This window comes from Cupriavidus sp. FW216-B1, assembly GCF_058789195.1.
In genome coordinates this window covers 63,973-70,461 of sequence record NZ_JBYTEL010000010.1, presented here as the reverse complement: position 1 = coordinate 70,461, position 6,489 = coordinate 63,973, and the positions used below count along the sequence as shown (strand labels likewise).

At 72.3% G+C, this 6,489-nt stretch carries 3 protein-coding genes; 2 read left to right on the top strand and 1 reads right to left on the bottom strand.

Annotated elements, in window-relative coordinates; genetic code table 11:
* Nucleotides 1-45 precede the first annotated feature (45 nt).
* A complete protein-coding gene (locus AC3WXD_RS20765) occupies nucleotides 46-3,462 on the bottom strand; it encodes an autotransporter outer membrane beta-barrel domain-containing protein (protein WP_492324593.1) in 3,417 nt (1,138 codons plus the stop codon).
* Nucleotides 3,463-3,689: 227 nt separating this feature from the next.
* Between AC3WXD_RS20765 and AC3WXD_RS20760 the strand changes: the two genes are divergently transcribed.
* A complete protein-coding gene (locus tag AC3WXD_RS20760) occupies nucleotides 3,690-5,156 on the top strand; it encodes a TldD/PmbA family protein (RefSeq protein ID WP_492324592.1) in 1,467 nt (488 codons plus the stop codon).
* A complete protein-coding gene (locus AC3WXD_RS20755) occupies nucleotides 5,156-6,484 on the top strand; it encodes a metallopeptidase TldD-related protein (RefSeq protein WP_492324591.1) in 1,329 nt (442 codons plus the stop codon). The genes AC3WXD_RS20760 and AC3WXD_RS20755 overlap by 1 nt, the downstream gene beginning before the upstream one ends.
* Nucleotides 6,485-6,489: the final 5 nt, after the last annotated feature.

Genomic DNA, 6,489 nt, shown 5'->3' with positions numbered 1-6,489 from the left:
TAGGGGGGGGGGGGGGGGGGGGGGGGGCCGCCGCCCGCGCCGCCGTCACCAGTTCATGCGGAAACCGACCACGCCCTGCATGCCGGCGTGGCTCTTCTCCCCGCCTTCCAGCGGGAACATACCGTCGACGTTGCCGAACACGCTGGCCTGCCTGCTGATCCTGGCGGTGATGCCCAGGCCGAGCTGGCCCCAGTGACCGCCCGCGCGGGTCTGGATGCGGTCCACGCCGCCGTAGTCCACGGTGCTGTTCGCGCCCGACAGCGTTGACCACAGGTTCGCGCGCACGTATGGCTGCAGCAGCTTGTCGCCTTGCCTGCTGGTGAACTGCAGCCGTGCGCCGAGCCGTCCGAGCACGCTGTTGCTGGTGCCCAGGCCGATGGTCGAGAAGGCGTCCGCCGTGTTGTTGAGCCTGACGCGCTGGTAGATCAGCTGCGCCTGCGGCTCCAGGCTCCAGCCGGGCCGCAGTTGCAGCGGATAGCCGCCTTCGAGCGAGGCCGCCACGCCGTAGCCGTCCACGCCGATCGCGGTGCGGCTGGTGGAGGCGGTGCCGCTGTAGGACGTGAGCTGCAGGACCGCGTCGCCGTACCAGCCGGTCGCGCCGTAGTGGGTCCAGTACGCGCCGGCGCTGGCGCCGTCGACCTTGAGGTGGCCGGTGCGCTGGCGCTCGTAGGCGGTGGCGCCGGCATTGGTGACGGTGCCGTCGACGCCGCCGCTGGCATGCGCGGCGCCGACGTAGAGGCCGGCATGGTCGCGCCGGCCGTCGTCGCGCTGGTGGTGATAGAGATCGGCGCCGACCTGGAAGCCGGCGATGGTGGCCGAAGCGGCCGGGTTGCCGAGGCCGCCGTAGCGGTCCTTGTAGGCGCTGCCGAACAGGCGGCCCCAGTGGCCGTTGCGGATCTTGCCGGTGGCCGCGACGTCCGTGGCGTTCGTAGTGTTCGTGGCGTCCGCGCGCAGGTTCTCCTGCTCGCCGGCGCGCTCGTGCAGCGTGCCCAGCGTGAGCTGGCCGATGCGCGCCGCGGTCGGCATGGCCGCGCCATAGACCGACAGCTCGGGGCCGACGATGGCCTGCGGCGACGGCTTGACCAGGCCGGGCGGCGTGCTGCCGGATTCGTCGGGGTGCTCGATGCCGCCGTACTCGAAGGTGCTGCGCAGGTACCAGTTCTCCGCCTGCGCGGCCTCGCCCTGCGCGCCGCCGCGGAACAGCCGGTAGTCGTAGGCGCCGGCGCGCACCTCGCGCGCGAGGTGGAAGGCGCCGGCGTCGGTGGTGCCGCCGCGCACCGCCTCGACCAGCAGGATGCCGCCGACGGTCTGCCCGCCCTGGCCGCCCGCGTTGCTGACGAGCACGGCGGTGCTGCCGCTGGCGCGGCCGCCGTCGATCACGAGCCTGTCGGAGGGGGAGCCGTCGCCGCCCAGCGCGGCGTGCATGGCCAGCGTGCCGCTGTTGCCGCCCGACCCGCCGCCCGGCCCGCCGGCATAGCTGCCGGCGGTCAGCGTCTTGAAGCCGCCGGCCGGATCGAAGGCGACGGTGCCGGCGCTGGCGATGCCGGCCACGGTCGAGTCGCCCGTCACGCGCCATGTGCTGCTGCCGTCCACCGTGACCTGCCCCGCGCCGATGGCGGCGCCGGCGAACAATGAGCCTGCGGCGAGGCTCACATTGGCGACAGCCGGCGCCGCGCCGATGCCGGTGACGCGGATGTCGGCGGCCAGCGCCGAACGTTCCAGGTTCAGGTTCAGCGTGCCGCTGTCCACGCGCACCCCGCCGGCGCCGCTGAGATAGGTATTGTTGCGTGCGTTGACGTCGATGGTGCCGGCCTCGATGGTCTCGACGACGTTGCCGCCGGCATCCTTCCACACGGCGTCGCCGACATGCATCAGCATGGCGCCGCTCACCGTACTGTGGCTCAGGTCGACCGTCGCCGAGCCGCCCACGGTGGCCAGCGCGATGCCATTGGGCGCATCCACCGTGCTGCCGGCCACCTCGATGGTGCCGTGCACGCCCGCCACGGTCGCCAGGCTGACCAGGCCGCCGCCGAGTTCGCTGCGCACCGTGGCGCCGGCCAGCGCCACGCGCGCAGCCTGGACGGCGAAGACGCCGTAGCTGTCTTGTCCCCGCACCAGGATGGCGGTGCCGCTGGCGCGTATCTGGGCGCCGTTGGCGGCATAGAGGCCATGCGCGTCCCGTGCCTCGGTGGTGACGCTGCCGCCGTCCATGCGGATGAGGCCGCGATAGCCGACGACGCCGGCCGCGCCGGCACCGAACGTGTGCACCGTGGTGTCGGCCAAGGTGGTGTCGGCGAGGCTGGAGGTCTGCCAGAGACCGGAGCCGTTGACGCCCCGCGTGACAATATCGGCCTGCTTCAGGCTGACCGCCGCGTGGCCGCCGACGTGCACGCCGTAGCCGTTGCTCGCATCCTGGGCGACCTCGATGCGCGTGCCCTCGATCGCCAGGCGCGCGGCCTGCGCGGACGGGTCGGGCGCCACCGTGACGCCCTTGGCATTGGCGCCGCCGGCGCTGATCGCGCCGCCCTTGATGGACAGGCTGGCGCCCGCGCCGACCGTGGCCGCCGCCGCGCCGCTGCCGTTCTGGCTGATACGCACGTCGTCCAGCGTCACGCTCGACCCGGCGCCCATGCTCTGCACGGTGGTGGCGAGGAGGGAACTGTTGCTGAGGGTGCTGCCGGTGGCGTGGATGGCGCCGCCGCCGGAGGCGGACAGGGCGATGCCGCCGGTGGCGATCGTGCCGCCGCGCACGACGGCCTCGGAGCCGGCGCCGCTGGCGCGGATGCCGTGCGCGGTGAGGCCGGCGGTGGTGACGTCGGTGTCGGTCAGGATGGCCCTGCCGCCGCCCGTGATGTTGATGCCGTGGGCGCCGTATTGCGTGGTGGCGATGCTGGCGTCCGTGAGCGTGGCCAGCGAGCCGGCGCCGTCGACCGACAGGCCGGTCAGCGCGGTGCGAAAGCCGGTGCGCGACAGCGACAGGCTGGCGCCGCCGGAGACGCTGGCGCCGATGCCGGCGCTGGTCGTCAGTTCGCTGCCGGTCATGCTCGCCCGCGAGCCGGCGCCGAGGACCTCGATGCCGGTGGCGTCGGCGCCGCCGGTTGCGACATTGGCGTGCTCCAGCACCAGGCTGGCGCCGCCCGAGACGCGCGCGCCGGGGCTGGCGTGGCCGGTGGTGACGATGCCGCTCTTGCCGGTGTTGGTGCCGGACTGCTCGTACAGGCGCACGGCGTCGCCCGGGCCCAGTTCGAGGCCGGGCGTGTGGTTGGAATTGCTGACGATCCGTGTGTCGGCCAGGTCCGCCGCCGGCGTGCCGCCCACGCACAGCGCCGCGGCGGCGCCCGCCAGCGCGCGGCGCAGCGCGCGGCCGGGCTGCGCCGGCTTGCCCTTCGACGCGGCATGTTCGGGGACCGGCACCCATGTGCCGGCGGCTTGGCTCCAGATGATGCGATAGGCGGTGTTCATGGTCTTTGCTGGTCCCGTGGGTGGCTGACCGGTACCAACGTAAATCAATCGCCTGCGCGCCGATGGGGGGTGAATTCTCAATGAGGCTGGTGAATTTTCTTAAAACTGGTTTAAATATTTTTTAAAAACAAATTTATCTAGTATTGATACGAATTTATTCAAATAAATAAATCGAATCAGATGGACGGGTGGCGGTTCCGGTGGGGAGGCCGCGCCGGCGGAGTAAGATGCGCACACTCATATCGTCTCCGGAGTTTCCCGTGTTCGAACGCGCCAGGCAGGATTTCGCCGGTCTCGTCACCCGCGCCGGGTTTCATTCGCTGCGGCTGGTCCGCGCCAGCGGCGAGCATTGCATGGTGCGGCGCGGCGTGGCCGAGCCGCCCTCGCTCACGCAGGACGTGGGCGCGATGCTGACGGTGCGGCGCGACGGCGTGGAAGCCTATGCCGCCACCAGCGACATCAGCGCGGCCGGCCTGCAGCGCGCGCTCGATGCCGCCGGCGAGCTGGCCGCCCGCATCGCCGCGCACGGCCTGGTGGACATGCGCGCGCTGCCGCCGCCGCGGGAACAGTCCCGCTACGCCTCGCCCGGCGCGCAGGATGCCTTTCCCGGCCTGGCCGAGCGTTTCGCGCTGCTGGCCGAGGTCTGCGCCGCCATGCCCGCCGACGCGCGCATCGTCAACCACACCGCGTACCTGGCGCACCAGTACCAGGAGCAGCTCTATCTCAACAGCGCGGGCGCCGAGCAGTGGCAGGCGCAGCGCTTCGTCTATCCGGGCCTGAGCGTGACCGCGTTCGACGGCAGCGACAGCCAGACGCGCACCTTCGGCGGCTTCGGCAGCGGCCAGCAGGGCGGCTTCGAGGTAGTCGCGCGGCTGGGTTTCGCCGCGGCCGCGCCACGCGTGGCGGACGAGGCCCTGCAACTGCTGCTCGCGCCCAACGTGCCCGCCGGCATCACCGACCTGCTGCTGATGCCGGACCAGATGATGCTGCAGATCCACGAATCCGTCGGCCATCCGCTGGAGCTGGACCGCATCCTCGGCGACGAGCGCAACTACGCCGGCACCAGCTTCGTCAAGCTGGAAGACTTCGGCCATTACCGGTACGGCTCGCCGCTGCTGAACATCACCTTCGATCCCGGTATTCCGCAGGAGCTCGGCAGCTACGGCCACGACGACGACGGCCAGCCGGCCGGCAAGGCTTTCCTGATCCGCGACGGCATCCTGCAGCGCCCGCTCGGCGGCGCGCTCTCGCAGTTCCGCAGCGGCCTGCCGGGCGTGGCCAACAGCCGCGCCAGCGGCTGGAACCGCGCGCCCATCGACCGCATGGCCAACCTCAACCTGGAGCCGGGCGACCACACGCTGGCGCAACTGGTGGCCGGCATCGAGCGCGGCGTGCTGATGTCCACCAACCGCTCGTGGTCCATCGACGACGCGCGCAACAAGTTCCAGTTCGGCTGCGAGTGGGGCCGCCTGATCGAGGATGGCGAGCTCAAGGGCGTGGTCAAGAACCCCAATTACCGCGGCGTCTCGGCCAACTTCTGGCGCAGCCTCGCGGCGGTCGGCGACGCCGGCACCTTCGAGGTCCACGGCACGCCGTACTGCGGCAAGGGCGAGCCCAACCAGATCGTGCGCGTGGGGCATGCCTCGCCGGCGTGCGTGTTCCGGCAAGTGGAAGTCTTCGGGGGAGCGGCGTGATGGCCGATATGGAATCGTCGTTCGCGGCGCTGGCCGACGACGTGCGCGCCGCGCTGGCGCCGGGCGAGGCGTTCACGCTGTGGTACAGCGCGGAGTCCTCGGAATTCATCCGCTTCAACCGCGCCAGGGTGCGCCAGGCCGGGCGCGTCACGCAGGCCACCGCGCGCCTGCGGCTGATCCGCGACGAGCGCCACGCCACCAGCGAGATCGCCCTGTGCGGCGATGCCGCCAGCGACCGCGCGCGCCTGGCCGAAGGGCTGGGCCGGCTGCGCGGCGCGCTCGCCCAGCTGCAGCCCGATCCCTACCTGACGCTGGAGCGCGAGCCCTGGCAGCGCCGCTTCGCCGACGACACCGCGCCGCCGGACACCGGCCACGTGCTGGCCTGCATCGACGAGGCCGCGCGCGGGCTCGACCTGGTCGGCATCCATGCCGCCGGGCCGCTGTACCGCGGCTTCGCCAGCAGCTTCGGCGCCTTCGGCTGGCACGCCGCGCAGGCCTTCCATTTCGACTGGAGCCTGTTCCACGCCAACGGCCAGGCGGTCAAGGCCGACTACGCCGGCAGCCAGTGGGACGACGGCGAGTTCGCCAGCCGCTTCGGCGCGGCGCGCGCGCAGCTCGAACACCTCGGCAAGCCGGCGCGCGCGCTCGCGCCGGGCGAGTACCGCGCCTATCTCGCGCCGGCCGCGCTCGATGACGTGGTGGGCATGCTGGGCTGGGGCGGCTTTTCGGCGCGCTCGCTGGCGCACAAGGAAAGCCCGTTGCAGCGCCTCTACGACGGCAGCGAGAGGCTGAGCGGCCTGATCGACATGGACGAGCGCGCCAGCGGTGCGCTGGCGCCGGCCTTCGGCCCCGAAGGCATTCCGCGCGGCGACGCGGCGCTGGTGTGCGCCGGCCTGCCGGCCGCGCGGCTGGTCTGCCCGCGCAGCGCCCGCGAACACGGTCTCGAGACCAACTGCGCCGACAGCGGCGAGGCGCCGCACGCGCTCGCGCTCGGCGCCGGCACGCTGGCGCAGGCCGACGTGCTGGCCGCGCTCGGCACCGGCCTCTACATCGGCAACCTCTGGTATCTCAACTGGTCCGATGCGCCGGCCGCGCGCATGACCGGCATGACCCGCTTCGCCAGCTTCTGGGTGGAAGACGGCCGCATCGCGGCGCCGCTCGGCACCATGCGCTTCGACGACAGCCTCTACAGCTTCCTCGGCGAACACCTGGAGGCGCTCACGCGCGAGCGCCAGTTGCGCGTATCGAGCAGCACCTACGGCGAGCGGCAGACCGATTCGAGCCTGCTGCCCGGCGCGCTGGCGGGACGGCTGAAGCTCACGCTCTAGGCCGG

What these genes read in the sequence shown, in the direction of transcription:
- AC3WXD_RS20765 (WP_492324593.1), bottom strand. Translation starts at nt 3,462, where the DNA reads ATGAACACCGCCTATCGCATCATCTGGAGCCAAGCCGCCGGCACATGG.
- AC3WXD_RS20760 (WP_492324592.1), top strand. Translation starts at nt 3,690, where the DNA reads ATGCGCACACTCATATCGTCTCCGGAGTTTCCCGTGTTCGAACGCGCC.
- AC3WXD_RS20755 (WP_492324591.1), top strand. Translation starts at nt 5,156, where the DNA reads ATGGCCGATATGGAATCGTCGTTCGCGGCGCTGGCCGACGACGTGCGC.